26 protein-coding genes are annotated in these 26,734 nt (G+C 39.9%); 20 read left to right on the top strand and 6 right to left on the bottom strand.

The genetic code is table 11. From position 1 onward, the window contains the following. Positions 1 to 2: 2 nt before the first annotated feature. The gene (locus G7B18_RS01465; protein ID WP_164110207.1) at positions 3 to 947 is read left to right on the top strand and encodes a 1-phosphofructokinase family hexose kinase; all 945 of its coding nucleotides are present in this window, start codon (positions 3 to 5) and stop codon (positions 945 to 947) included. Between the two features lie 111 nt (positions 948 to 1,058). Further along, positions 1,059 to 1,520, top strand: a complete 462-nt coding sequence (locus G7B18_RS01460; protein WP_164110205.1) for an Hsp20/alpha crystallin family protein — start codon at positions 1,059 to 1,061, stop codon at positions 1,518 to 1,520. Between the two features lie 161 nt (positions 1,521 to 1,681). Here G7B18_RS01460 and G7B18_RS01455 read toward each other — a convergent pair whose 3' ends face one another. Further along, entirely contained in the window at positions 1,682 to 2,743 is a 1,062-nt protein-coding gene (locus tag G7B18_RS01455) for a response regulator (protein ID WP_164110203.1), read from the bottom strand. A gap of 507 nt (positions 2,744 to 3,250) precedes the next feature. On the opposite strand from G7B18_RS01455, the gene G7B18_RS01450 reads away from it, so the two are divergent. The 7 genes from G7B18_RS01450 (at position 3,251) to G7B18_RS01420 (ending at position 8,072) form a co-directional block, all read left to right on the top strand. Next, positions 3,251 to 3,688, top strand: a complete 438-nt coding sequence (locus G7B18_RS01450; protein WP_164110201.1) for a hypothetical protein — start codon at positions 3,251 to 3,253, stop codon at positions 3,686 to 3,688. A 209-nt stretch (positions 3,689 to 3,897) separates the two neighbouring features. Then, positions 3,898 to 4,458, top strand: coding sequence for a helix-turn-helix domain-containing protein (locus G7B18_RS01445; RefSeq protein WP_164110199.1), 561 nt, complete (start codon positions 3,898 to 3,900; stop codon positions 4,456 to 4,458). Positions 4,459 to 4,579: 121 nt separating this feature from the next. Further along, positions 4,580 to 5,248 carry a BON domain-containing protein gene (locus tag G7B18_RS01440; RefSeq protein ID WP_164121945.1) on the top strand — a complete coding sequence of 223 codons (669 nt, stop codon included), beginning with the start codon at positions 4,580 to 4,582 and terminating at the stop codon, positions 5,246 to 5,248. A 40-nt stretch (positions 5,249 to 5,288) separates the two neighbouring features. Further along, the gene (locus tag G7B18_RS01435; RefSeq protein ID WP_164110195.1) at positions 5,289 to 5,543 is read left to right on the top strand and encodes a hypothetical protein; all 255 of its coding nucleotides are present in this window, start codon (positions 5,289 to 5,291) and stop codon (positions 5,541 to 5,543) included. Positions 5,544 to 5,644: 101 nt separating this feature from the next. Then, positions 5,645 to 6,406 carry an SDR family NAD(P)-dependent oxidoreductase gene (locus G7B18_RS01430; RefSeq protein WP_164121944.1) on the top strand — a complete coding sequence of 254 codons (762 nt, stop codon included), beginning with the start codon at positions 5,645 to 5,647 and terminating at the stop codon, positions 6,404 to 6,406. Positions 6,407 to 6,540: 134 nt separating this feature from the next. Further along, positions 6,541 to 7,365, top strand: a complete 825-nt coding sequence (locus G7B18_RS01425) for a universal stress protein (RefSeq protein WP_164121943.1) — start codon at positions 6,541 to 6,543, stop codon at positions 7,363 to 7,365. Positions 7,366 to 7,805: 440 nt separating this feature from the next. Continuing rightward, entirely contained in the window at positions 7,806 to 8,072 is a 267-nt protein-coding gene (locus tag G7B18_RS01420; protein WP_164110190.1) for a hypothetical protein, read from the top strand. A gap of 40 nt (positions 8,073 to 8,112) precedes the next feature. Here G7B18_RS01420 and G7B18_RS01415 read toward each other — a convergent pair whose 3' ends face one another. Then, a complete protein-coding gene (locus tag G7B18_RS01415; protein ID WP_164121942.1) occupies positions 8,113 to 8,949 on the bottom strand; it encodes a hypothetical protein in 837 nt (278 codons plus the stop codon). Between the two features lie 557 nt (positions 8,950 to 9,506). Between G7B18_RS01415 and G7B18_RS01410 the strand changes: the two genes are divergently transcribed. The 8 genes from G7B18_RS01410 (at position 9,507) to G7B18_RS01375 (ending at position 17,362) form a co-directional block, all read left to right on the top strand. Further along, complete coding sequence (locus G7B18_RS01410) at positions 9,507 to 10,208, top strand: hypothetical protein (protein ID WP_164121941.1); 702 nt, start codon at positions 9,507 to 9,509, stop codon at positions 10,206 to 10,208. A 90-nt stretch (positions 10,209 to 10,298) separates the two neighbouring features. Continuing rightward, on the top strand, positions 10,299 to 11,975 hold the full coding sequence (locus G7B18_RS01405) for a tetratricopeptide repeat-containing sensor histidine kinase (RefSeq protein ID WP_164110184.1): 1,677 nt from the start codon (positions 10,299 to 10,301) through the stop codon (positions 11,973 to 11,975). Positions 11,976 to 11,992: 17 nt separating this feature from the next. Then, positions 11,993 to 12,658, top strand: a complete 666-nt coding sequence (locus G7B18_RS01400; RefSeq protein WP_164110182.1) for a helix-turn-helix transcriptional regulator — start codon at positions 11,993 to 11,995, stop codon at positions 12,656 to 12,658. Between the two features lie 210 nt (positions 12,659 to 12,868). Continuing rightward, positions 12,869 to 14,011 (top strand): DUF4236 domain-containing protein, encoded by a 1,143-nt coding sequence (locus G7B18_RS01395; protein WP_164121940.1) that lies wholly within the window; start codon positions 12,869 to 12,871, stop codon positions 14,009 to 14,011. Further along, entirely contained in the window at positions 14,008 to 14,523 is a 516-nt protein-coding gene (locus G7B18_RS01390; protein WP_164121939.1) for a thermonuclease family protein, read from the top strand. The genes G7B18_RS01395 and G7B18_RS01390 overlap by 4 nt, the downstream gene beginning before the upstream one ends. A 27-nt stretch (positions 14,524 to 14,550) precedes the next feature. Then, positions 14,551 to 14,973 (top strand): hypothetical protein, encoded by a 423-nt coding sequence (locus G7B18_RS01385; RefSeq protein ID WP_164121938.1) that lies wholly within the window; start codon positions 14,551 to 14,553, stop codon positions 14,971 to 14,973. A 50-nt stretch (positions 14,974 to 15,023) separates the two neighbouring features. Next, complete coding sequence (locus G7B18_RS01380; protein ID WP_164110173.1) at positions 15,024 to 15,269, top strand: hypothetical protein; 246 nt, start codon at positions 15,024 to 15,026, stop codon at positions 15,267 to 15,269. Positions 15,270 to 16,114: 845 nt separating this feature from the next. Then, entirely contained in the window at positions 16,115 to 17,362 is a 1,248-nt protein-coding gene (locus tag G7B18_RS01375; RefSeq protein WP_164121937.1) for an MFS transporter, read from the top strand. Positions 17,363 to 17,459: 97 nt separating this feature from the next. Here the strand turns inward: G7B18_RS01375 and G7B18_RS01370 are convergent, their stop codons facing one another. The 4 genes from G7B18_RS01370 to G7B18_RS01355 all read right to left on the bottom strand — a co-directional run bounded on the left by G7B18_RS01370 (position 17,460) and on the right by G7B18_RS01355 (position 21,174). After that, entirely contained in the window at positions 17,460 to 18,302 is an 843-nt protein-coding gene (locus tag G7B18_RS01370) for an NAD-dependent epimerase/dehydratase family protein (protein WP_164110170.1), read from the bottom strand. 396 nt (positions 18,303 to 18,698) lie between these two features. Further along, a complete protein-coding gene (locus G7B18_RS01365) occupies positions 18,699 to 19,376 on the bottom strand; it encodes a LytR/AlgR family response regulator transcription factor (protein ID WP_205601693.1) in 678 nt (225 codons plus the stop codon). A gap of 2 nt (positions 19,377 to 19,378) precedes the next feature. Continuing rightward, positions 19,379 to 20,797: a sensor histidine kinase gene (locus G7B18_RS01360; RefSeq protein WP_164121936.1), complete on the bottom strand. Its 1,419-nt coding sequence runs from the start codon at positions 20,795 to 20,797 to the stop codon at positions 19,379 to 19,381. A gap of 218 nt (positions 20,798 to 21,015) precedes the next feature. Beyond that, the gene (locus G7B18_RS01355; RefSeq protein ID WP_164121935.1) at positions 21,016 to 21,174 is read right to left on the bottom strand and encodes a hypothetical protein; all 159 of its coding nucleotides are present in this window, start codon (positions 21,172 to 21,174) and stop codon (positions 21,016 to 21,018) included. A 337-nt stretch (positions 21,175 to 21,511) separates the two neighbouring features. On the opposite strand from G7B18_RS01355, the gene G7B18_RS01350 reads away from it, so the two are divergent. The 3 genes from G7B18_RS01350 to G7B18_RS01340 all read left to right on the top strand — a co-directional run bounded on the left by G7B18_RS01350 (position 21,512) and on the right by G7B18_RS01340 (position 26,733). Then, on the top strand, positions 21,512 to 22,093 hold the full coding sequence (locus G7B18_RS01350) for an RNA polymerase sigma factor (protein ID WP_164121934.1): 582 nt from the start codon (positions 21,512 to 21,514) through the stop codon (positions 22,091 to 22,093). 119 nt (positions 22,094 to 22,212) lie between these two features. Then, complete coding sequence (locus tag G7B18_RS01345; protein ID WP_164121933.1) at positions 22,213 to 23,391, top strand: FecR family protein; 1,179 nt, start codon at positions 22,213 to 22,215, stop codon at positions 23,389 to 23,391. A gap of 99 nt (positions 23,392 to 23,490) precedes the next feature. Continuing rightward, positions 23,491 to 26,733: a SusC/RagA family TonB-linked outer membrane protein gene (locus G7B18_RS01340; protein WP_164121932.1), complete on the top strand. Its 3,243-nt coding sequence runs from the start codon at positions 23,491 to 23,493 to the stop codon at positions 26,731 to 26,733. The last annotated feature ends 1 nt before the right edge of the window (position 26,734 follow it).

Here is a 26,734-nt window from a genome sequence, read left to right as displayed (position 1 = left end):
TTATGCATCACAATATCTTCACCATTACGTTAAATCCTGCTGTGGATAAGAGCAGCACAGTGAGTCAAATACAGCCTGAAAAGAAACTAAGATGTTCGTCTCCGAACTACGATCCCGGGGGTGGTGGTATCAATGTTGCTCGAGGGCTTGTACGTTTGGGACTGCAGTCGACAGCTTTTTTCCCCTCTGGAGGAAGGACGGGTGCACACCTCGAATCATTGCTGCTAAAAGAAGGGGTTGACATCATGCCTTTCAGCATCGTGAACGATACCCGGGAAAACTTTGTGGTGCTTGACACCTCCAACAACCAACAGTTTCGCTTTGGTATGCCAGGTGCGATATTGGCTTCTGACGAACTAACACAGATTTCAGACAGCATTAATTCACTATCTCCTTTCCCCAAACTGGTGGTAATTAGTGGTAGCCTACCGCCTGAAGTAAATCCCGGCTTTTTGCGACATCTTGTGAAAACCATAAAGTCGAAATCTGCACGGGTGATTGTTGACACTTCCGGAGCCGCTCTTAGGGAGGTGGTGTCAGAGGGGGTCTTTCTCTTGAAGCCCAACCTTGGTGAATTAAGTACACTTACAGGTGTTGAAGCTCTCGATAATAAATCCACTGAAGAAGCCGCTAAACAACTCATCATTGCTGGCAAAGCAGAAGTAATCGTGGTTTCGATGGGCCCTCAAGGCGCCATTTTGGTTACATGCGACAACAGTCTACATATCCACGCACCGACCGTAAAAAAGCTCAGTACTGTAGGAGCAGGAGATAGTATGGTGGCAGGCATGGTCTCTATACTCGCTAAAGGAGGGTCGTTGGAGAATATGGTTCGGATGGGAGTTGCCTGCGGTACAGCCGCCACTATGAAATCCGGTACCACGTTGTTTAATAAGCAAGACGCCGACCGGTTGTACGAGTGGTTGAGGGAAGCTGTTTCTTCCTGAAAACGTATACAAGAGAAAACCTGGGAATGGACGAAAATCTTCTAAGTTTATGATTTTTGTTATGAAGATGCAATGTTGAAGATTGTATCTTAACCAATAAAAAATAATATTATGAGTTTATCATTAAGAAAAAAGAACAATTTGCCATCATTGATGTCAGATTGGCTGAATCCGGTTCCATCAATTTTTGATCGTGATTTCTTTGACGTAGATTTCGGCTTTTTCAATAAGCGGATTGGCTTAAATGTTCCATCCGTGAATATTTCCGAAAACCAGAAAGATTACGTATTCGAAGTAGCCGCACCGGGGCTAAGTCGGGAAGATTTTAAACTACAAGTGGAGAATCACATCCTTTGCATCAGTGCAGAAAAGACGGAGGAAGCGTCTGAAGAAAAAAATGGTTACACCCGGCAGGAGTACTCTTTTAACACCTTCCAACGTACGTTTTCGTTGCCGGAGCATGTAAAAGAAAATGAAATTAACGCGAGATACGAAGATGGCATATTAAAAATTACGGTTCCAAAATCCGAAGAAACAACTGTAAAGCCTTCACATACGATCCCCGTTTTATGACATCCCAAAAATTTCGGTACGGGATCCGTTGACTCAGCAATGGATCCCGTACCGAAATTTTTGTGCCCATCAACACAAGGTCAAAATATGCTTTTCTTCCATGTAAGGGAATAGAGCGCCGGCGATAAAAGCTGCGTCGTAGGTACGACTATTGCCACTCACTATTGGCTATGCTTTTTGACCTTTTCCAAATTCAGTATTTTTATTCCATTTTCGGTCAATAGGATCAGCGATTCGTCTCTAAAATCGCCCAAGGTTCGGTTCAGCGACTCGACCGCTGTTCCTACCATTCCTGCGATATCCTTTCTGGCCACCGTGATCAGCGGCAGATGCATTTCGGCAACCCTTTGGTGTTCGTAAAGATAGACTAGGGCGGAAGCTACCCGTTGACGCACAGATTGGTAAGCAAGTTCGAGCAGCCTTTTTTCCGTATCAAATACATTATTTGAGAGGATCTTGATAAAACGAGCCGCCACTTCACGGTTCATATGGGTCAAACTCAGGAAGTCCTCCTTCCATATAGTACCTGTCACTGTGTCCTGTAAGGCCACAGCGCTTTCCGTGTATGCTGTACCTTTCAATAAGGGCACATAACCAAAAAACTGCCCTTCACGGTGTATTCCCGTAACCAACTCTTTGCCGTCGTAGTTTAAGCGGCTCGTTTTCACTTCACCTCGGATGATATAATAAAGTTCTGTTGGAAACTGTCCCTCCACGAAGATGTGGTCTTTTTTCTTATAAGATTTTCTCGGTCTGTTACTGGCCAGTGTCTGAAATTCATTAAGATCACTGGTTTTATCCAGGAAATCATCAATATCGTTCAATTTATTGGCGAAGGTCATTTTCAATTGTTCACTTTTTTTCAGCCTCAACTCTACAGTTGTCAGCAGTTCTATCCCGTCAAATGGTTTAGTTAGATAATCGTCAGCACCCATGTTCATTCCCTTCCTAACGTCCGATAGCTCAGCCTTGGCCGTGAGGAAGACAAACGGTGTACCAGTCGTATCGGGATGTTTGCTCAGAATATGGAGCACCCCATATCCATCCAATTCCGGCATGATGATGTCGCACAATATCAAGTTGGGCTTATGCTTACTAGCCAACTCCACGCCATCTTTTCCATTGTGGGCAGCAATTACTTCATAATTTCCTAGTCGAAGAATATTGACAATACTTTCACAGATTTCCTCATTGTCTTCAATCACTAAAATGAGTGCTCTCATAGCATTATGGTTTGATTCATTTTTATTGACCTGAAGGTCTGCTTATAAATCCGGGCGAAGTCTCTGCATCGTAAAAGTATCCACGTATTTCTTGACCATATTTAAGCCCCGGTTGATTGCGTTAATATATTTATTTCCACCCCCCACAATACGCCATATCGTTATATGATAATGATAGTTAGGCCCAATACATACTCGCTTTTATGGAAAACGCATGATTCTCTGATATATCAAATAATTATCTTTTTCATCTTATATCTCCTAACAAATGTAATGAAATATAGTTCTAAATATCTGTATATTAGTTTTTTTTCAGTCTATCTTATCCGTATAGACACCTAAATGGCGCGGGGAGTATCTATAAAACTTGCCTCGCCGCAACATAAAAAAGGAAGAGCGCTAAAAATGTCGTAAAATAACACCAATATATATCATTTTTTTGAATGATTAAGATCATGATATTGCGTATTGATAATTTCTACCTTGTAAACATTAAAAAAACACATCATGATACGTACAGCACAGCAGTGGACCAAATTTTACGAAAACTTAGGTTTTCTCTTCTATAGTTTGACATGTTGTGACCGAAGGGTTACGCCAAGTGAAAAAGCAATTATTAAAGATTTGGTAAACAGGACCTGGATCAATCTAGAGCCCTCTCTAGATGAATATGGATATGATGCGGCCTATCAGATCGAGGCCGTTACGGACTGGCTTTTCGAAGAAAAACCGTCTGCTCGTATAGCATTCAAGCGATTTGTTGATTTTGTAGAGGGGCACCCGGGGTTTATAGATCATAGAATGGCGAATATCATATTTTCTTCTGCAAATTCCATTACCGCTGCATCTGCTAGAAAGAACAAGTCTGAACTTGGGTATCTGTACCTGTTGCACGGTATTCTCAAAAAAGCAACTAAATCCGATATAAGTGATCTACCTTCCTAATCGACCCCAGAATATTAGGGTTTAGCATTATCTGGTTATTATTGTATTACAACGTTTTAAAATAATATCTAGTTTTAAGCGTTATGTTCTATATCGGTATTTATTATTATAGGTAGTAAAAGGTATTCTATATCGACTTTTGCTATAAAAAACTACATTTTATCGTTCCTCCATATTATTTAGTGAGTTGTTTTACAGTTTATTGTGTTATGAAAATTATTATTCACAATATGGTCAGCAGTCGTTGCAAGATGCTCGTAAAATCCGAGCTTGATAAATTGGACATCTCTTATAAGTCGATAGAATTGGGGGAAGTAAAATTGTTCCGGACCATTACAGAAAGCCAAAGAAAAAAGTTAAGTGAATTGTTACATGAATCAGGTCTGGAACTATTAGAAGACAGCACTGCCAGATTGGTAGAAAAGATCTGTAATCTGGTAATAGAGACCGTACATTATTCAAAAGAAATACCTCATGTTAATTTTTCGACACTACTCAGCGAAAAATTAAAAAAAAACTATCATTACCTTGCCGAGATATTTTCTAAGGCTAAAGGGATTACTCTAGAACATTTTATTATCCAACATAAGGTAGAAAAAATCAAGGAATTGATTATGTACGGAGAATTAAACCTAACCCAAATATCTTATCGGTTAAACTATTCAAGTGTTTCTCATCTCTCCAAACAATTCAAAAAGGTTACAGGTATTACACCTACTTTTTTTAAGAATCTTCCCACAAGAATTCGGAAGAATTTAGAAGATATTTAGAGAGAGGTCTGTATACCAACCAATTATATCACATTTTTTTCTAATTGTATAAATTATTCCTGTTTATAAACTTGACCTTTGTTTTGAAGCAATAATTTATTTATTTTTTTATTTCAAAAAGATGAAGACAAACGCAGAATTACAGAAAGACGTTCAAAATGCTATCAAATGGGAGCCATTGTTGAACGCAGCAGAGATCGGTGTTACGGCTAAGGAAGGTGTGGTCAGTTTAACCGGAATCGTAGATAGCTACGCAAAAAAAATGGAAGTTGAAAATGCAGCAAAGAAAGTAATTGGAGTAAAAGCTCTGGTGGAGAATATTGAAGTAAAGTTTCCAAGTTCATGGTCCAAAACCGATGGCGAAGTTGCAGACGAAGTCCTCACAGCATTGAAAAACAGTTGGTCCATTCCTAGGGATAAAGTAAAGGTGAAGGTAGAAAACGGTTGGGTTACCCTAGAGGGTGAGTTAGCTTGGGATTACCAACGAGAAGCAGCGAAAAGTGTTGTACATTCTCTCAGCGGCGTCAAGGGAGTCACCAACATGATCAAGATTAAATCTGAATCAAATGAAGCTATTGAAAAGAGAGATATTGAAGATGCTCTCAGAAGAAGTACCATTGATGATAGCAATATTGATGTTTCAGTATCAGGTACGACAGTTACACTAAGTGGAACAGCACAATCTTGGTATGAGAAAGAAGAGGCCGGTCGTATCGCGTGGAAAACTCCGGGTATTTGGCATGTTAAAAATGATCTAGTTGTAGATTATGTTTTAGTTTTAGAGGATTAGTCAGTTTTAACGATTCATACAAATTATAAAGTTTTTTAAAATGAAAAGTGAAACCAAAAAAGCAAAAAAAGGATCTCGAGGTAGTTCAAAATCTGAACGCAAAGAGATAATTAAAAATCATAAAGAAGCAGCCTTTCATTTCAAAGCGGCAGCAAAAAGCCATCTCAAGGCCGCAAAGCATCAAAAAAATGGCAGTCTTGATAAAGCCCTAAAAAGTGCTTTGGAAGCGAAAGGTCATTCCAGTATTGGAAAAGAAGTGCAGAAAAATGCAGCACTTCACATGCATAGAGCTTAGATTTTTGATGTTCAATACTTAAAAGCGCTATAGTATAAGTGCTTTTAAGTATAGATTTTGAATATTGGTCCGGCGATAAAAATCGCACAAATTAAATCTAAATGAAAAAGTTAGCGAACAAAGTAGCTGTAATAACAGGAGGTTCTGGCAGCATAGGTAAAATTACCGCCCAGCTCTTTTTAAATGAAGGCGCAAAAGTAATGCTGATAGATCTCTCCGAATCCGCGTTAAAGGCAGTTGTCAATGACTTTGATAGTGAGAATGTCAAGTACTGTGTGGCAGATGTGTCGAATGCTGTGGACGTTAAAGTATATACCCAGGAGACGGTAAAGCAATTCGGTAAGATCGATGTTTTTTTTAACAATGCCGGCATTGAAGGCCTGGTAAAGCCGCTCATTGAATACCCCGAGGACGTTTTCGATAAAATAGTGGCTGTAAATATAAAAGGGGCATGGCTGGGCAATAAATATGTATTGCCCCAGATGAATGATGGAGGGAGTATTATCATGAGCTCCTCTGTAGCAGGACTATTAGGATTTCCTGGTCTTAGTGCATACGTAGCGAGTAAGCATGCTGTTGTTGGAATTATGCGTACCACCGCTCTTGAAGCTGCATCGCGAAAAATCAGGGTAAACTCCGTACATCCCTCCCCGGTCAACAACCGGATGATGCGTTCTATCGAAGAGGGGACATCGGCCGGACATGCCGAAGAGGTAAGGCATCAATTTGAAGCAGCCATTCCCCTGGGACGCTATGCCGAGCCCGTTGAAATAGCAAAATTGGTTTTATTTCTCGCCAGTGATGACAGTCAATTTATTACAGGAACAACTCAAGTCATCGATGGAGGTATGTGTACACAGTAATGAGTAAGCCACTAAAATAATAACTTACTTCAGATATTTGAGTTAAAATTTTTGCGGCCAGCTTGTTGGTAAAGGAAAGAAGTCTTCGTCGCAATTTAAGAAAAGGAGTAACAGCACCCCAAAGGATAATTATTATGAATACGATTTTAGTCCCCACTGATTTTTCAGAAAATTCCAAAGGAGGAATACGTTTTGCCATCAACATGGCATCTCTAGCGGCGATGAAGCTGTTGTTTATCCATGTTGCACCTATCGTGTATAGTCTAGATACTAGTATCGCACATCAATATATGGGATTCGATACTGATGAGCAGACTTTGCGAATGCGGGAATTTATTGACAGCTGTTATGCAGAGATCAATATTAAATCCAAACCGTACGACGTTGTTATTTTAGAAGGAATAAGAGCGGATATGATGATTTTAGAGTTCTGCCAAACGCGCCACGATATCGCTTATATTTCAATAAGCACCAGAGGAGCAACTGGACTCGACAAGATTTTAGGTACCAATACGGGCAATCTTGTCACAAAATCCGCTATACCGGTTTTAGTCATTCCATATGATTATTTACCCAGTCCTATTCACTTATTGCTCTATGCTTCTGATTTTGAAGATGCTTTCGAAGAAATGGACCGCGTCAGCACATTTGCTAGACTTTTCCATGCCCGTGTTGAAATGCTCTACATTGACAATACAACAGAGGATCCCGAGCGATTAACTTTTAATGAAATTTTCAATTACCCTGTACATTTCCGCTCTGTTAAAAAAGATATATTTAAGCCTTTCATTGAGCAACTCTTGGAGGAGGTTAATATTGTGCGACCGGATATACTGATTTTATTCACAGATCATCATCGTTCCTTTCTTGAAAAGCTATTTAATCCTATTTTGGCCGAGGAGCTAGCTTTTAGGCCACTTGTGCCTACATTAATATTTGGAAAGGGCAGGAGGGACTGATATTTTATTCATATGTGCACCCCTTATTATAATCTTGTCATATCAACCTGTAAAATCATATCCGCCGATATTAAGAAGAGTTCTTTTACACGCTATATTGCCTCCAATGTTGGTGTTGCACAGGCTACGCTAAGCCGTTGTTGTCGCAAGTTTTGCGACAGTTTAATTTTCTTCCAATTCCCCTTCATTGAAAATAGTATTGATCTGTTTACCGATAGTCTTGACATCCCGGTCAAACAATCAAGCCATCTCATGACGATTTAAGCAGACTGTATCGCCTTGAAGTGTTAGCTTAATCTCCACTTTTACTTTACAGTCAAAGACGGGTCCCCGCCCTTCTTCTATAATATTGATTACAACTGTAATTATTGGCTCCATAATCGAAAATTTAATCGGTTAGAATTTCAAGTAATATCTGCTTTAACAGTACTAAGTTCTAGTTGTGTCTGTTCGAACGCTATCAGGGAGTCTCCCGCAACGGGCTCATCTGCCTTTCCGAATCCAGTAGTTTTGCCGACCGCGATTTCGGAGCTAATTATACGATCAAGGAATATACGCGTAAAAAGACCGTGACCGACGAGAGGCGGCAACATCAAGAGATCAACCTTCAGCCCAAGTCTAGCGATACGATTTACAGACCTATTGTATTGCGAGACGACGAAACGATAGACCTTCAGGTCATCGGAGTGTTCAAAGCATTGTGGTAGTCTCTTTTTACGAGAGAGCTATACATTAATTTCGAATCAACTAGTTTGTGTTATTTTGAGATTTCACACGAACAGAATCGCCAGCATACTTGGTTAATATGTGTTCGGTAGCCGCCTTCAGCGAGCGAGTTGGATGCTCGGGATGGAACCCGCTTGAGGTGAAAAATTCCACATCATGATCTATTTTTGAGTACCATACTCTGTTTACGTGTTTCACCGACAGTGTATCTGGGCGTGTTATTTTTTTAAAACTGTTCAGCTTTTCATAGTTGAAGGGAATCTTCTTTGGACCTAATGGATTTGTTTGTGCAGCACAGTCCACTACCACGTAGTGATCATCTTCCCAGCACATACACTGATTCGGTTTCATATATATCCATCCTATAAAAAGCAACACAATGCCTGCTGCTGTAACAGTCAAATAAAGACGTTTTTTTGAATGCCAGTTTCCTTTACCCGGTGGAGCTGGAGACATTATACCCACTGGTATAAGACCACTACTTTTGGTAGCCTCATCCGTAAATCCTCCCTTAATATTGTTAGCCTCCAGATCCTCCTCTCTTCCATCCCCGTATGCCGATGGTTTACCCTTCTCTGGCTTTTTTCCACTAATTAAATCATCATCTTCAACAACATCATCACTTTCAACAACAAGATCCTGCTTTTCCCTTTCTTCTTTAGGCCTCCATTCTTCCCAGACGAAAGGCCTTGGTTGATAATCAACCAATACTGCAAGGAGTTTTACAAGCAGTTCGTCCGGGTTTTTAGTTTTTTCAGTGATGAAGTTTTGCAGTGATTTTAGTTTTCCTGTATCAACCTTCCTGATTGCCTTTTCAAGCGTTTCATATTCCTTAGTGTCATTATAGAATTCCTCCATTATTTGTTTATCGTCGGCGGATAAATTACGTCCCAATACCACAAGACTATAATCCCTCAGATTAGCAGGAGAGGGTTCGCATAATTTACTAGACAATTCATTTCGCTTTCTCTTCTCGCGATAGAGCGAAAGAACCTCATTTCTAAATAGGTTGAAGTTTGACATAACACAAAATTACACAAATTATCCATCAGAAATTATGGAAAACCATAAGTAATCTCCACCGGAAAAACCGGGAATTCATAAGAAAAACCGGAATTATATCAGAACAGTTAGAAATATCGGAAACGTCTGATATTAAGCTTTTTGTCTGATATACTTTTGCTAAAGAAATCGAACCAGATGTCAATAATTAAAACGACAAAAGACATCAGCCGATTTCAAAAAACGAGAAGAACTCGCGGTAGTCAATAGCCGGTTTGGGAAGCAGCTTTTGCCTCCCGCGATGGACACTCACACTTCCCAAAAAAATCAGAAGGCCTTCTGAAAATTTTTGTAGCAACCCTGTGCACGGTGTGCAGGGCCTACTCAGACTATGACTTTTAATTTTTTGAGAAATGTTTTATTTAGCATTAGCCCTATTGTGTGGCCAAACCGTATCTGACACTGCAAATGTAGATTTTATAGCACAAAAATATCCAATACAAGTAGTTGATCAAGGGCATGCCTCCACGATTAATACACATACCAATCGACCATCACATTTGCCTATTCCCCCTATTGTATATTGTTCCTTACTCGTTGATCAGGAGCAAGGGACAGGCGGCGATCGTGGCAATACGCCTCCACCGGTGAAGCCCCTTAAAAAGACTTTAGGTTTAGCCCTCGTTGATCAGGAGCAAGGCACAGGCGGCGATCGTGGCAATACGCCTCCACCGGTGAAGCCCCTTAAAAAGACTTTAGGTTTGTCACTCGTTGATCAGGAGCAAGGGACAGGCGGCGATCGTGGCAATACGCCTCCACCGGTGAAGCCCCTTAAAAAGACTTTAGGTTTAGCCCTCGTTGATCAGGAGCAAGGCACAGGCGGCGATCGCGGCAATACGCCTCCACCGGTGAAGCCCCTTAAAAAGACTTTAGGTTTGGCCCTCGTTGATCAGGAGCAAGGCACAGGTGGCGATCGCGGCAATACGCCTCCACCAGTGAAGCCTCTTAAGAAGACTTTAGGTTTGGCACTCGTTGATCAGGAGCAAGGAACAGGCGGCGATCGCGGCAATACGCCTCCACCGGTGAAGCGAAGACCTGCCCATCACTGGAGTTAAGTTCATTACAGCAATAGTAAAAAGGTAGCAAACGCTACCTTTTTACTATTTAGTGTTTTTTTTGTAATTTCAGGACATTAATCGACTGAATTGAAAAAACATTACCTCATTATACTGTTCATTGTATTCCTATCCTGCCGGAATGATCGCGTCCAACAGCCCGTTCAAAGTGCTGATATATATTATAAGAAAGGCATATCCTACGCAGAAAGCGGCAAAGCCGACAGTGCTTATCTCGCTTTTGAAAAGGCCAAAGAAGCATATATTCAAGTAGGTGATAGTCTAGGAGTAGCCTCATGTCTTATTCGAAGTTCCTTTCTTCTTAGTGAACAGGGCGACCACTTTGGAGCACAAGAGACTTCATTGCAAGCATTCCCTTATTTAGATGCCAATAATTCAGACCATTGGCCCCATTTAGCATTTAATTATAATACCTTGGCCAATGCAACCTCGCTACTGAAAGACTTCGAAAAAGCCATCCATTTTTCTGACCGAGCTCTACAATTTTCAACCGACAGTGTTACATTGTTACGTTGTCTAAATAATAAAGCCGCAACACTTTTCGACTCGCGTCAGTTCAAAGCAGCGCTAGATATATTTCAAAAGATCACCTCTCAGACCCAAGAAGGCACTGTGGACTATGCACGCGCACTTACCAATCTTGCAAAGACCAAGTGGCGTACCGATTCATCTTATGATGCAGCTACAGATCTTAAAAAGGCACTACAGATCCGGCAAGCACATGATGACCGTTGGGGGCAAAATTCGAGTTACGCACATCTTACAGAGTACTATGAGCCACGCGACAGCGCTAAAGCACTACTATATGCGCAGAAAAGATACGCTATGGCTTTACAATTGTATAGTGCGGACGACCAGATCAATGGACTGCGCAAATTAATTAAGCTCAGCCCGTCTAATCAAGTACAAGTCTACTTCGAGAGGTATCAGACTTTGCAGGATAGTGTCCAACAGGCGCGCGCAGCAGCCAAGAATCAGTTTGCTGTGATCCGCTATGAGGTCGATAAGAACAAGGCCGAGAATCTTATGCTTCAGAAGGACAATGCCGTCCAGGCAAAAAATCTCGTTCTACAGCGCTCCGCTATCGTAGCTGCGGTAGCTTTGATCATCGGCGGTGTTTTCTACTATAAGAAGTACAAGCAACGGCTTGAGTTCGAAGCCCAGGATAAGATCAAAGCGTCCAAACTCAAGACATCGCGCCAGGTGCACGATGTGGTAGCCAATGGTATTTATCTGGTTATGGCCGAGATTGAAAATAAGACTGAGGTCGATCGGGAGGGTATTTTGGACAGGCTAGAAGTCATGTATAACAAATCCCGTAATATATCCTACGAGGCAGAAGAAGATTATGAGGCCTTGACCAAACCTTATTATGAAGAACTATCCGAGTCCATCCGTTCCTATGCTACCGATACCCGTCGGGTCATCACTGTTGGAAATGATGCAGAGACATGGCAAGATGTGGGACCCAGGATCAAAGAAGAAATACGGCATGTTTTGCTGGAATGCATGGTCAATATGAAGAAGCACAGCAGGGCCGACAACGTCGTTGTCAGATTCAAGCGCTCGTCCCGACATCTTGTCATCACCTATCGAGATAATGGAGTTGGTATCAACGATGCAACTATATTAGGCAACGGTATGCAAAGTATGGTTTCCCGTATAAATAGTTTAGGTGGACACATTATCTTTGACTCCATAAAAGAAAAAGGATTAGAAATCAAGATCGATATTCCAATAGTGTAACTTAAAAAAACAAAAGCATGTTTAAAAAAGTACTTATCGCTGAGGACCAAGAGATGGCAAATGTTTCTATACAGAAAACACTTAAGGACTTGGCCATCAAAGATGTTCACTACGTCTATTATTGCGACGATGCACTGGCGCGGATCAATAAAGCGATCAAGGAAGACGATCCTTTTGATCTATTGATCACCGACCTAGTATTCGAAGACGATATGACACCCCAGAAGCTTTCCGGAGGAGAAGATTTGGTTGCCGCCGCCATAGCAGCTCAGCCCGACCTTAAGATCATCGTATTATCTTCCGAAGGCCGCTCACGTTTTATTGACAATTTATTTAAGAGCGAATCCATACACGCTTATGTGCGCAAAGCAAGACGAGATGCGCAATATATAAAAGAAGCCTTAGAAGCAGTATATCAGCACAAGACTTATCAATCGCCCGAAGTGAAAGAGATCATGCAAGAAAAAAACAGTCACGATTTCACTACTTTTGATATACATATCATCAACCTGCTTGCCGATGGAGTATCCCAAAAAGAAATCCCCGATTACCTTGCCGTAAGAGGCATAAGACCATCGAGTCTCAGCAGCGTCGAAAAGCGTCTTAACCATATACGTTCGGTACTCGGTTTTACAAAAAATGAACAGTTGCTTCTCTATTGCAACGAGCAGGGCATTATCTAAGTCGCTCGATATTTATGAGTGTGTGGCACGCTCAATAATCATAATTAACATCTAAGGGAGGTATTTATCTCCCTTATTTTATATGTCTATAATACAGATGTTTATTTTTCTTAAAATAAATTTCAAATTACGGCATGCCGTAAAAAATGATGCTAACGCTTCTCTACATTTGTGATGTCCGCTAAGGACAAATACCAAACAATCGACAGCATGGCATGGAGTTTTAGAAAACGTGTTAAGATCATCCCCGGTGTACACCTCAATATTGGAAAGCGGGGTATATCCACCTCGATGGGTATACCCGGAGCTAGAGTGACCATAGGTACATCGGGCAGCTATTTCAGTACCGGCATTCCCGGTTTGGGGACATCCAGTAGGACGAATTTATCTAGTAGCCACAGTCCGTCTAGAGACGTTCTACCTCCCGATTCCCTTTCTTATCACAGTCCTGATATTATGTCTCCCGGTAGTATTTATAGTGCCGATCTACACGAGATCACCAGCCAGAATATGCAGGGTATCAAAGAGGCGATACTTCTCGCTCGAGCACAGCGCACCAGCCTTCATGATGACCTAAAGAAGATCGGTCAAGCTATCAAGTCTACCAAACTTAAGTTGCTGTTAAGCCATATATTTCTTTACGGCTATTTAAAGCCTTCTATTCCCGCGGGTTTGACGGTAGATTTACGGACTCAAGAAGTAGCTTTACAAGAAGCTCAAGAACAACTTCAAAAATCCTTTGTAGATTTAGATGCCGATTTCGAACCAGAGCATAAGGTCAAGTACGATGCTATGGTTGCAGCGTTCGAAGACCTAAGTCGTTGTCACCAGATATGGGACATTACGCGTGCACATTTCGAAGATAGGGTGATTACCAGATCCTCTGCGAGTGCGTTCGTCAGCAGGCGTAGCGTCCGTTTTGCGTTGCGTACTATACCCGAATTCCGCTCAGTGCTACAAGCCCTCTATTTTCAGAATGCCAATGGTGCCGATCTATACATCTACCCCAACTTTGTCGTACTGTATGCCAATAGCTCCGATTTTGCAGTTATCGGTCTCGATGACATAGACTTTCAGTACGGACATGTACGATTTACCGCACCCCATGTCGTACCGGCAGACTCAACAATCGTTGGGCAGACCTGGGCCAAAGTCAATAAGAATGGCACTCCCGATCGGCGCTTTAAAGGCAATTATCAGATTCCGGTGGTGCAGTACGGAGAGATCCGGCTAAAGACATCTACCGGATTACGAGAAGAATACCAATTCAGTAATTATGCGCATACTGCCACATTTGGGAGGGCATTTCAGGACTACCAAAGGTCACTCAACGAAAGCGACTTACAACTATGACTCGGCTTATCCTACTTTACCTATTTCTTTTGATAGGACGTTCTTGTGGGGTATCCCCAGGACAGGATATCGTCAATAACGATCTTCGTCATACGGCATTTGTCGCCGAGGTAGACCGCATAATAGATGGTGATACGATGGTCGTCCTCTACCAAGGAAGATTGGTACGTATCCGTTTGACACATATCGATGCCCCCGAAAACCGGCGCTCCAATCCAATTTCTAAGATGTCGACACAAGCTTTAACAACGCTATGTGCGGACTCCAAAGTGACGGTCCAAAGCCAAGGTTATGACAGATACGAACGTCTATTGGCCGAGGTTATCAATCATAAAGGTGTTGTAGTCAATAAAGAAATGGTCAGATTAGGTATGGCAGTACATTACAAGCGGTATTCCGATAATAGCACTTATGCGGAGTTAGAGGAGCAGGCCAGAAAACAGAAAATTGGGCTTTGGATGGAAAATGATTCTATAACAACTGGAGATAGAGAGAAAGTAATAAAAAAATAAGTTAGATAATAATACGTTTTAGTCGTTATGAAGGCCATTTTGGAATTACTGAAAAAAAATAACCATGGAACTTATGGTGCGTCATTATTAGATATTAGATGGAAGAAAGAGACGGAGAGTGAGTCACAGACCACAGCCCTGACTACAGAACCAGAGCCACTGATTGTCACTACTCAGGACGAGATCGACGGCTTTCTGATTATCAAATCTATTCTCCGCAAGGATATCGAAGTAGGACGGGTATTTATGCGGGATAGTCAGTCTTATTGTGGTATTTTGCTCGATGACAATAACCGCAAGCCTATATGTAGATTTTATTTCACACCAAACCGGCTCCGCATTGGACTGTTCGATAAGGATAAGAAAGAGCTCAAGCATGAGCTGGAGAGACTGGACGATATCTATAAATTTTCAGAACATATATTGGAGACGGTCTTCAACTACCCTTAATAAGCAATTAAATGTTTTTATGAATGGCAAGTGATCAGAAAAATAAATACATGAACAAGTCTACAGTGGATATTGCTCCTAAAGATATTCCGCCGACCGATAAAACTAACGCTGAGGATGTTGATCGGAAACTATCCCTACAAGAAGTTATCGCTGGTATAGAAAGCGGTCGGTTATCTTTATATATCTACAACGAAGGCTCCCAAAAGTTGAGGATAATCGTTTCAGAAAATGCCCATGGAAATAAATACCTAAAAATTGAAAATGACAGCGGGTCACGTTCTGATGGTTGCTGAATAAAGAGGGACAAGCAGATGGCTGGTCGCAAATAAACTTAATCTATATAAAAATGACGTATATTCCCTTATTTGTGTTGGCATAAAATGATGAAAGGTTAATATGTTTACTCTTGTGTTACTTATGTGACAAACTATCTCTTTTTATAAGCTGAATTTTGCGACAATAATAAATAATGACAATATAGATATATAGAATGGATTTTAGAACCCTGGCCTTGGTAAGTTAGCGGACCATTGATTACATTGCCGATGTTTATCTTGCTCTACACGGGTGAAAATTTTGGGATGTCGTCCCATTTAAGAACACCATGCACAATGTGCGGTACCGACAAAACCTGTGATTTTTTCTGTTTTGATAGGAAAGCACAACGCTGGAATTTATTGGTAATGCCTGTAGCCATCATCGGTGGTTTTGTAGCCTCAAATTATCTGTCTGATAATCAGGTGCCGGATTTAAATCCGGCAACGGTTGGGCATTGGCAGGCGCATCTCCCGGACCGATGTTTGTATTGAACGGAGCAGGATACTTCCCGATTTTAGTTGTAATTTTAGGAGCAGTATTAGGTACTTGGTTCTATAGTCAGCTAAAAAACAAGTTACCTCATTAAATCAAAATGAAGGAAAAATAAAGCTTAATGGTAATAACATGGAATTGTTAAACTAACGCTATCGTAGAAACCAAAAGCGGACAAATAACATCATTCAAAAAAGGTCTGATACTTCGGTAAGAATTACCTATCCAACGTACATACTTGCCGATCAATCTACTTTTTAAGCCATAAGAAAATCAAACAAAGTAAAATTCATGTAGGCAATTATGAGTTGAAATATGAAGAAAAAGAATGATTAAAAGAAAGGAAAAGATACGCTTAGGATTGAAAGAAAACTGGCAACAGTTTTCTCTTCTAGTATTGGTCAATATGATGGTTGGTGGTATGGTCGGTTTGGAAAGAACGGTCGTCCCTCTGATTGGTACAGAAGAATTTCATATCCAATCGGATATTGTTGTGTTTTCATTCATCATTGCATTTGGTGTGGTCAAGGCTTTTACCAACCTGATTTCTGGTGTTTTGGCAGACAAATATACCCGTAAGAAAGTTTTAATTTGGGGGTGGTTAATTGGTCTACCAGTTCCATTTCTTTTAGCTTTTGCACCATCTTGGAATTGGATTTTATTTGCCAATGTATTGCTTGGAGTAAGTCAGGGATTAGCTTGGTCTATGACTGTCAATATGAAAATTGACTTAGTGGGTAAGAAAAGTAGAGGTTTAGCAATGGGACTGAACGAAGCCGCAGGTTATGGAGCGGTCGGGCTGACCGCATTGCTGACAGGTTATTTAGCATCGCATTACGGACTAAGACCACAGCCTTTTTATATCGGAATCGCTTATACCGTTGTTGGATTATTGCTTTCCATTTTTGTGGTTCGGGATACCCGAAAGTTTGCCCAATTAGAAGGCATACAAATAGCATCAGATAGACTGGCTCACAAGCCAAACTTATGGTGGGTGTTCAAAGAGACTTCATTCAAAAACAAAAACCTGTTTTCTATTTCGCAAGCAGGACTGATAAACAATCTGAATGACGGAATGTCTTGGGGTGTATTTCCGTTACTTTTTATGTCAATGGGAGTAGGTTTGGAAGGCGTCGGTTGGATTAAAGCTGTTTATCCCGTAGTTTGGGGCGTTGGACAAATTGTTACCGGGCCATTAGCCGACAAAATAGGCAGAAAGCCTTTGATTGTTTGGGGAATGTTCGTGCAGGTTTTGGGACACGTTGTTATCGGCTTTGAATGGTTTGAACCTTTAATTTCAGGTTTGATTGGTTCGGTACTTTTGGGTATTGGTACAGCTATGGTTTATCCTGCTTTGCTGGCCGCAGTAAGCGACACCGCCCACCCAATATGGCGGGCTTCTTCCTTAGGGGTTTATCGTTTTTGGCGAGATATGGGCTATGCTATCGGTGCATTGATGGCAGGAATAGTCGGGAGCTTCTTCGGATTGGAATGGGCTGTTCACATCGCTGGAATAATTACGTTTATTTCCGGTCTTATCGTCTGGATAAGGATGAAAGAAACAATAGCTCCATAAAATCAAAAAAAGGTTATCGTGTATTATCAAAGTATGTTTGCAAAATACATCACATTTCCACGAACTGCCTACATACCTCAGGGACCACTATTTTGTCTTAACTATTCAAAAGAAACTCAAAGGTGTACTTCGGAATATAGCCAAAAGCATTTCTAGCCTTATCACATCTATATACTCTGTCTATAGAATTTGGAAATGTCCAGCCTTTACTTTTATAAATTCCCCTAGCCTCAGGATAATATTTTAAAATTACCTCCAATGGATGAAATTTTAATTCATGAAGATCTTCTGCATTAAAGGGCGATCCGCTTGAAATATTAAATATCTCAAACTCCTTAAAGTTGTGGATTAAAGCTAATTGAATAGCATGTGCCCCGTCTCTTTCGTCAAGCCCACGGTATAATCTATGATTTATAGTGAGGTTTTCATCTTCAGGTAAAAAACGGGCTACTCTCAGTACAGCGGTCTCCAATTTTTCTTTGTAAAAAAAGTCTTTGCACAACTGCTCACAACACTGTTTAGTGATATCATAAATATCTCTCGGTTGTTCTCTTAACGTCTCGTCTACCCAGACAGCCTGTGTATCGTCGTTCATCGCCGAGCCATAGATCGAAGTTGTGCTGGTGTATATAAATTTCTTTACACCATTTTTCACGGCAGCATTCAATAGATTGAGGGTCCCTTTTATATTGACATCGATAAAAACGCTCCGAGGATAATTTAAATCATAATGTTTGCCATGAATTGCAGCAGTATGTACGATCGCATCTACACCTTTTGTAATATTTTCTACGGCCTCAATGTCTAAAATATCAATCAGTTCATCTGTTGCTGGATGAGCGATTATATCTATACCTATAACTTTATGCCCGAGACTTCTTAAATGATCTACTACAACCGAAGCTAAACGTCCGGACGAACCTGTGACTAAAATTTTCATGATTTTCCAAAGTTAAAACTTATTTGACGATCAATTTATAAGCTATACCAACTATTTTCCCCCGATGAAGTCAAATGTGGCATTTGGTTCTAACTTTAAATTATACAGGTCGATAAGAACATTTACGGCGGGTTGTCCGCTTTTCATGTAGTCAATTCTAATTCAATCTTACGATTAATGATTTAGATGTTTTTATCACTTTCATATTCTTCTCAGAGACAGAACTGCACCTTTGAGTAGAGGCCGTCGAACCGATCGAAGGGAGCTCATCGAAGATAAAGATCTCACGGTTTATCACAGCATAACACTATGTCTCTTGCAGGAATCAATGAGCTGTTGCGGAATAAGCGGTAGGATTGAATGAAAGGGACATAGAGTTTCTATTCTATGAAATAATCACAGCAGAACAGTTTTTCTGATTATATTGCCATACGAAGCACTTACTGGAATTACATGAGATGCTATTGATAGCTGATGACGTTCTATTTTTGAAATTTTCTCCAAATTAACTATAAAAGACCGATGTACCTGTTGAAATACCTCACTAGGCAGCTGCTCCATGACTTCTTTAATAGTCGACCGTGCTAAAATTTCAGTCGTCTGCAATACATATTTCATATAGTTGCCCGTAGCCTCAATAAATAGTATTTCATCAAAATCCAGTTTTACGATATTGTGGCTATCTTTGATATATATATGAGTTGGTGTCTTTCGCTTAGACTGTAATGTATCGTAGGCCTTGTTGCACGTTTTCAGAAATCTACTGAATGTAAATGGTTTTAGCAGATAGTCCAAAGCTTCCATCTCGAATCCCGTTATTGCATGTTCAGAATAGGCCGTGGTAAAGACCAATATAGGTTTGCGGACCAAACTATCGTAAAAATCAATACCCGATATATCTGGCATCCTAATGTCCAAAAATAATAGGTCTACCTCATTTTTGTTTAGATGCTCTATTGCTTCAAAAGCATTTACAAAAGTAGCATCCAACTGCAAAAATGAAACCTTGGCTGCGTAATTCTTTATAATATCCAATGCAATGGGCTCATCATCAATTGCTATCGCTTTAATCATTCTTATTGGTCGTTATCGAGATTTAACGTTAAAAATACAAAAAATTCAGAATTAGTTTTCTCGATATGGAGCTCATGTAGCCCATTGTAGACCATATTCAGCCTACTTTTTACATTATCTAGGCCGATTCCCGATTTGTTCTGTTCCATATCAGTCGCTTGGCTAGCATGTATACTATTGTACACACTAAGTTTAACAGAGCTATCCTCTACATAGAGTTGGATTCTTACCCAAGAAGGATTATTTAGGCTTATACCATGTTTGAATGCATTTTCAATAAATGGGATGAGCAACATCGGGGCGATTTGCAGATTTTCCATCGTATTGTCGGGCAGATCGATCGAGATTTGGATGCTAGGCAGATTTGCTATTCGCAATTGCTGTAGCTCTATATACTCCTTTATATACGCTACTTCACGAGCCAGCAGAATAGTATCTTGTTGATTTTCATGCAGCATAAATCGCATCATGTCCCCAAGTTTCTGGATCCCCGAAGCAGTCTTTTCTGCATTTTCCTGGAGAGCCAAACCAAATAGTGTATTCATCGCGTTAAAGAGAAAGTGCGGATTGATCTGTGCCTGTAATAGTTTAAGGTCCGCCGCCGTCCTTCCCAGTTCTTTCCGTAATCCTACGATCTGATAGCGTTGTTTCTTATCGTGATTATAAAATATATGGACATACCATGTCAGTAAAACACCTAATGTAATACAAAAGACAATATTAAATCCGTCAAAAGTATTATAGCTATAGCTGAAGTTTTTTAATGCCATTTCCATCAAGCTAGAAAATACTAAGACGCAGATCATATTGATCAAAGCCGATAGTACTATAGCCACAGTTTTTGGACTTTTATTCTCGTCCAAATAGGGGAGAAGATAATAATTATGTGAAGCAAATACTACATAGCAAAAAGGAATAGAAAATGCAGCCAGTGTACATACATATTCATTGACACGGAAAGCAATCGGTATCAGGAGAAACATCCCGACCACAAGAGATATTAAAAAATCCCTTACCGTTTTTGCGACGATTGAGTTGCTTTTTGATAGACTGTTTAATCGGGAAATAATCGTTTTTATCCCCGTGTATATTAGTAATGTCAACATCAGCAATCCTGCCACGACAAATGGAGGAGGCAGTTTATGAGGAGGCAATCGATAGATGGATTGTATTGTAAAATGCAGACACGATTGTATCAAAAAGATAATTCCAATCCAGATTACCCATTTGTTCATCTTTTCTGCAGAAAAGAAAGTAGGGTATACATACAATAGATAAAGACTTATCATCACGTATCCCGTAAATAAATGCAGTTGTAGGGCTATCTGCTCTACTTTATCGAAGGTATTGCTCGCTGTCACTACAAGCATAAACAGATATGCAGTAGTAATCAAGAAAAATTCTATCCAACGTTGTTTCATAATTTTATCCTTTAGTTTAGTTTTCTAAATATTTACACAAGAATAATTAGAAGTCTAATCTATTCAAATTAAATGTGACGGACAGTATGTTTTCTGTGATGAATTACATATTTTCGTCATCAGCTTGCTGTTTGAGTTTACTTATTGCAAGAAGAAGGGGCTGTAGGCAACCCATCAAACAAAAATAGCTTTCCATTGTTCGGAAGGTCGATTATATTCTAGGCCTCGTCTATTTTGAGTCGGGTCAGTTCGCCAGCGTGCTTTTCAATAATCTCTCCCCATACACTGCACGGCATATCTAGACTCTTGCCACTCTCAGGATTTACAATATGATACGACAGCGTAGTTTTCGTTCCATTGATTTCTGGAGTCAACATTATCATGTATCTTACCTTATGTTCTTGGTGAACGATAAATGCATAAAAGGGGAGTTCCCGTGAGCATCTCAAGTATTCCGCCTGTGTGGGCTTTTCACTGACATAGACAGACGACTCTTTGTCTGATATATTGTTACCAATCGTGTAGTACAGGGAGGTCAACCCAAAAGCGTCAAACTTTTCTTCGCTTGCTACTTAGATCTGGGTTTATGTCAGTGAAAAGGTTGATATTATGCATTTTAAACGTGCCGTGTCAACAAAGCACCTTTTTTTAACAATATGTTCATCTTTCCATAACAAGCTATTTTTAGCTTTGGTCATTATTAATCCTAATTGGATGAATCGAAAATTAGATATTGAGTCTGAGGATTCGTTACGTTTAGTCAAGAAAGATTTTGATTTAGTCTTTAATTCATTGTACGATCCACTTTTGTTTTTTGCTACTAAATATCTGAAAAGAATAGATCTCTCCGAGGAAATTGTATTAGACTCCTTTTTAAAGCTCTGGCAGAAGATCGACCATTTCCATTTTGTACATGAGGCAAAGTCTTACCTGTATGTCTGTACACGAAATGCTTGTATTAATCAGTTGAGGGACCAAAAGAGAAAACCCATATCAGAGAATATAACAGATCTAGAAAGCGTCTTATTGGATGGTGAAAGCGATATACTCAGTAATATTTTACAAGCAGAACTCCTCACTTCATTATATAGAAAAATTCATGAGATGCCAGACATACAAAGAAAGGTATTTAATCTCCTATATATGGAGGATCTAACGTACGAAGAAGTGAGCAAAAAGTTAAATATCAGTATTGAAGCAGTGTATGCTCATAAATCAAGAGCTATGAAATTTTTGAAATGCAAGATCAAGTATGATTTGATTATTTTGTTATTCTTAATATATACAGCTAATTAGAATTAAATATTCTGATACGCTGCACTACCGATTTCTTATTAATATTTTCTTAACACGATTTACAATTATTTAATGTCAGATTGACGTCGTCTCGGTGTTTTCTAGGTAAGACACAAGATATGCAAAAAATAAATAGATGGAAATCTTTACTGCTAAAGTTAATCACTGAAGGTAATAATTCGACAATTAGAAACAAGTTGGAAGATTTTTACGGGTCATATCCAAAACTAAGAGAGTTAGAAGAGGAAGTCCTGTCAAAGAGTAGCGACCAAGATTTTGAAAAATATATTCAGTTCCAAAAGGAAGCAAGTATCTCTAAAGTACGTATCAAAAGGCGCCTTTCATTGGCAATAGCGAATTATAAGAATGTTCGTTCTTACAGAGTTCGAAAATACATTGCACTAGCCGCTAGTTTGTTTCTTTGTATTACTACATCAATATACTTATATTTTTATTCCTCTTATTTCGAGAGTTTACAAAGCAGAGAGCTTTATGTATCCGAAGCAGCTAATATTAAGCCTATAACTGGGGAAGCTATTCTACACATAGACGGTGAAGGTAGCTTTACGCTTAAACAGGGATCTGAAGGAGTTACTATGACAGATTCAACAGTAAACTTCGATGGGCAGCAGATTTACGCAAAACCATCGGATATGAGTCATAGAGAATTAGTCATCGAGACCCCTAAAGGTACTATATGTAAAATAAAACTCTCTGACGGTACTATCGTACATCTCAATGCATCTTCCAAAATAACATATCCTGCCAAATTTGCTAATAACGAGAGAAAAGTACGAATCGATGGGGAGGCTATTTTTGAGGTAGCTAAAGACGTCAATAAGCCATTCTTCGTACATACCCAAGTGAGTACTGTAAAAGTTTTAGGCACGCAATTCAATGTTCGCTCTTATAGCAACGAAAGTTGCCATATGGTCACTTTATTAGAGGGATCAGTTCGTATATATGAAAGAGGAGAGAAAGATGTTTTTTTGATTCCTGGTAGTCAGTGGTTTATGTCAGATTCTGTTTCGGGTATAAAACCGGTTAACGTCGAAGATATATTTGCTTGGAAAGAAGGCATTTTTGTTTTTGATCAAGAAAACCTAGGTCAATTTATGGCAAAAATGAGTAACTGGTATGATTACGAAATTATAGTAAGTCCTAGTGCGCAAAAAATGAGAGTTTGGGGGACAGTCACTCGTTATGATTCGTTCGATAAAATATTGGATATCATTCGTGTACTTGATAAAGATTTAAAGATAAAGATAAAAGGAAGGAGGATAGAGATCACGAAATAAAAAATTAATAATAAGCATCTGGAAAAGTTGGCGCTTTCCCAGATGTAATAAATACCAAATAATTGAGCGTTTAACCAAATACTTAGTAAAACAAAAATAATGAATAATCTGAATTCCATACTACAATGGATCAAAAGAAACTATTTTAAGGAAGCTATGGTTATGAAAATGATCTTAGGTTTAGTAGCCCTATGTCTACTTCAGGCCCGTGCCCACACAATTGCCCAAACAATTACGCTGAACAGGTCTAATAGTTCTATCGAATATGTTTTTAGAGAAGTTCGCAAGCAAACAAAGTTTAATATTCTTTGCCCAGCGGATTTACTATCGAATACAGCTCCGGTCACTGTCAATACTAAGGCACTTCCATTGACCGCATTTTTGGATTTGATACTGCTTCCTAGACAACTTCGGTATACGATAAAAGAGCAGAATATAATAATTACCAGAGACGATAAAATTTTAGACGATCCTTCTTCAAAGACGCAGATACAGATTACAGGTGTCGTAATGGATCAAGCGGGCGGGCCAGTATCCGACGTGAATATTGTCAGTCAGGAGAAAAGTGTCATTAGTGATTCCAAAGGATACTTTGCTATTAGTGCTAAGATAGGAGAGACATTGACACTTTCTCATGTGTCATACAATACAAAAACAGTTAGCATCAGTCAATCTAAGAACAATGTGATTGTCCTTTCCTTGAAAAATTCTGATATAGAGGATATAGTGGTGATAGGATATGGTGACCAAAAACGGCGTGAGATTACAGGGGCAATCAATACCGTACAGGGTAAAGATTTAAATAAGGGTAGTGTACGCGACCCCATTTTAGCCCTGCAAGGTAAAGTTCCAGGACTCAATATCACAAAAGACGGCAGTCCTTATGGTGGAGCATCTATCATTCTTCGTGGTGTATCTACGCTTCGAACGGGAGTTGCCCAAGAGCCACTGCTTGTGGTTGATGGACTCCCTAATGGGGTGATGCCACCGATTGACGACGTAGCTTCGATAGATATCCTTAAAGATGCCAGTGCCGCAGCCATCTATGGATCTAGAGGAGCTAATGGTGTGATTATAGTCACTACCAAGAAAGGGTCGGAGGGAAAGCAAATAGTATCATTAAGTTCGATACTCGGTATAGAACGCATATCGAATAAAATAGATATGTTATCAGCCGACGAGTATAGAAAATACATTATAGATAATAATTTGAGTATCAGTCCTGATGATGATCATGGAGTTAGTACAGATTGGCAGGATGAGATTACGCAAATTGGGAGTTCAGTACGTAACAATCTATCAATTAGCGGTGGTAGTAAAAGTAGTAATTATTTTTCTAGTGTTGAACATTATAAGAATCAGGGGATTATCATTGGAACTTCCTACGAACGTCTCAATCTTAATGGCAAACTGCGTCAGTCCGTTTTAGATGACCGGTTGAAATTAGACTTCAATATCACTGGAAGTACCGACAATTCTGATAGGCTCATTGATCAGAATCAGGTTCTTTGGAATGCCTTGGTATTTCAGCCTACTCGGGGTATCTACAACTCCTTGGGCGAATTTGCCGAACGTGATGTAGCTCCCCTGAATCCTGTTGCCCTGATCAAACAGCACCGGAATCATGTTAAGAACAAAACTTTATTGGGCAATTTTAGTGCTCAGATGAACATTTTAAATGGACTAGATTATGTGCTCAATACCTCTATAAGAAGCTCACAATCTCATACAGGCATATATTACGGCAAAAAATCTATGCTTAAGCAAGGTAGTAACGGGGAGGCAATTCGTTCGTCATATGGGAGCAACAGCAAGCTACTAGAATCGTACTTTAAATATAAGCAAGACTTTCAGAAGCATGATACCGAATATCTCATGGGATATTCATGGCAAGAAGATAAGACCGGTGATGGTTTTCAGAGTTCCAACACTAATTTTATAACCGATGAGGTCGGTTATAATAATCTGGGACTAGGGAGTGGTTCGGATGGTTATAAATCTGATTATGGCAGCACATCAGTGAACACCCTACGACTTATATCATTTTATGGTCGGATCAATTATGATTATGATAATAAGTATCTCTTACAAGCGACATTTAGAAGAGATGGTTCATCGGCGTTTGGCCGTAATAACAAATGGGGAACGTTTCCATCCGTTTCCGCAGGTTGGTTGATATCTGAGGAACCTTTTATCAAAGATCAATTTAGGATTAATCTATTGAAGTTTCGTGTAGGCTATGGCGAGAGTGGCAATTCACTAGGCTTTGATCCTTTAATTAGTGTAATCCGCTATGGTGCATCTGGTTCATTTTACAACGAGGGCGAATACATCAAGGGTATTACACCGACTCAGAACGAAAATCCTGATTTAAAGTGGGAGAGAACACAGACCACTAATTTTGGGATAGATTTCTCAGCGTTTAATAACAGGCTCAGCGGTACCGTCGAATACTACAAGAAAAATACGAAAGACCTGATCTGGAGCTACACCGTACCTGCTACGCAATACTATGTAAATACCCTTTTGGCCAATGTCGGACAGATTCAAAACAAAGGATGGGAATTTACATTGACTGCCATTCCTTTCGCTCGAGACGTTTTTCAATGGAGTAGTACCGCCAATGCAGCATTTAATAGAAATAAAGTCACTTCATTGACCAATGAAATATTCAAGCTTGACTATAGTGATTACTACGGTGTGGGTAAGCATGGGCAGTCAGGCAATTTAGCTTTTCGGCTTCAGGAAGGTTATCCCGTGGGTCAATTTGCTACTTGGATATATAGAGGTGCAGATGCGGATGGAGTTTCTCAGTTTTACGATAAAGACGGTGGTTTGACGACTACTCCTTCGTCTCTGGACAAACAGGTCACTGCAGAAAATGCTCAGCCTAAGGTGGTTTTTGGATGGACTAATAATTTGAGTTATAAGCAATGGGGAATTGATTTCTTACTTCGAGGGGTCGCGGGCAATCATATACTCAATGCGACACGTGCCGATCTCAACTATCCTTCACAGATATTAAGATTTAACGTTTCCAAAGAAGCCCTTTCTGAGTCACCGACGAATACCAGAGCAAATTACACATCATCGCGATACATTGAATCTGGCAGCTACATCAGGCTTGACAACATTTCACTATCCTATTCTCCTCGGATTAGTGCGAGGTACATAGGGCTTTTAAAATTCTACCTGACGGTTAATAATGCATTTGTATGGACTCGATACAAAGGAATAGATCCGGAAATATCCATGGCGGGGATAGCACCAGGTATCGATGATAGTAATTTTTATCCAAAGACAAGATCCTTCATATTGGGTCTTAATGTTAATTTAAAATAGC

Origin of the sequence: Sphingobacterium sp. xlx-130, assembly GCF_011007405.1 — a bacterium.
GTDB lineage: Bacteria > Bacteroidota > Bacteroidia > Sphingobacteriales > Sphingobacteriaceae > Sphingobacterium > Sphingobacterium luzhongxinii.
The sequence above is the reverse complement of the archived record's forward strand: the minus strand, read 5'-3'. Positions and strand labels throughout refer to the sequence as shown.